Source organism: Microcoleus sp. S13_C3 (assembly GCF_036700905.1).
Taxonomy (GTDB): Bacteria; Cyanobacteriota; Cyanobacteriia; order Cyanobacteriales; family Microcoleaceae; genus Microcoleus.
The window spans coordinates 1-1,319 of record NZ_JAUBPT010000359.1 but is presented as its reverse complement, the minus strand read 5'-3'; the positions used below and the strand labels follow the sequence as shown (position 1 = coordinate 1,319).

The 1,319-nt window shown below is 46.9% G+C and carries 1 protein-coding gene; it reads right to left on the bottom strand.

Annotated elements, in window-relative coordinates:
- Nucleotides 1-24: 24 nt before the first annotated feature.
- Nucleotides 25-1,215, bottom strand: coding sequence for a transposase (locus QUA16_RS36715; RefSeq protein ID WP_333109773.1), 1,191 nt, complete (start codon nt 1,213-1,215; stop codon nt 25-27).
- Between the last annotated feature and the right edge of the window lie 104 nt (nt 1,216-1,319).

Here is a 1,319-nt window from a genome sequence, read left to right as displayed (position 1 = left end):
CTTTCAGGGGTAGGTTTTTAAAATTTAAGCCGTAGAAAAGTGAGAACGGCTTGGCCAAGGTTCAGGAATAAAGCTACCAATCGGTAAAGGTTTGCCCAACAGCAAAGCTACTAAAATCGCTAAAAAACCGCGCCGGAAGCAACTTAAAAGACGGGGGGAAGTTTTTGACGTGGTGGTTCGCAATCTAGCTACATGGTGAGGCGACAAAGACTGCAAATCATTTTTAGGCAAATTGCTGTCAACTTCACCCCCAACACTCACTAACCAGAGAGTCGCTACAGCAATCGCTAACCACAGCCGCTCAGCGCGAGCTGGGTCAGTCATTTTGGTCTGATGCCATTGCCAACCCCCGCGTTTAGTATCTTTAAAACCACACTCAATCCAAGCTCGCATTCCATACCAACAACTTGTAGCCATCTCAGGAGACAAATCCGTCACAATTAACCAAGGGTCAGCATAGCCGACATCCCAACGGGCGATTAAAGTACATTTAATTGGCTTGTTTTTGAAACAAGTCACCCGGCCACACCAAGGCAGACTTCCCGGCTCTGAAACGGCTGTCTTCAAAGGGCGAAAATCCGACTGGCCCTCGGGACGAAATTGACCGCCTAGATTAACTCGTAAATAAGGATGCCATTCTAGTTCGACAATTTTGTCGTACAACCAGTCAGCATAGAGTCCTCGGTCAGCCGCTACAATGACCTTCCAATCTGAGGGGATACAACCCATGAAAACATCAAATAATTGCAGCCAGTAAGGCTGCCAAGCTCCTTTGGCAGTAGCTTCAACAATTTTCCAGCCCACTGGAATCGCACAACCTCGATACAAAACACTGATTGCTAAGACTGTGAAGCGTTGCCCCAAAGTGGTGGCATCCATCGCCAAGAAAAGCTGCTTATTCTCAGTGTCTTGCCACAGGCTTAAAATCCACTGCAACAGCGGGACAAAGCTTTGTGTAACGTCCAATTCTTGGCGACATTTTCCCGTTTTATCTTTTTTTCCCCAATACCATTCTCTCAATCGCTGCCGCATGGTGTTCTCTTTTGTCTCTAACAGATTCGCCAAAAAAGTGGCGACAGTGGTTAGGCCACAAGACTGCACCATTGCCATACCAAAGCTCCACATAGCTAAAACTCTGGCTTGCGGCTTGCTCAAATGAGGGAGTTTCCCCGCGACAAATCCTATCCAATTTTTTAAACTCTTTGGCGTACTCATAGGGTTTGCTCAGGTTGAGAATAGCTCCGGAGCTGTGTAAAACTCACTGTTTCTATACTATCCAATCCGGTGTCATCATTAAAAACCTACCCCTGAAAGGGGGG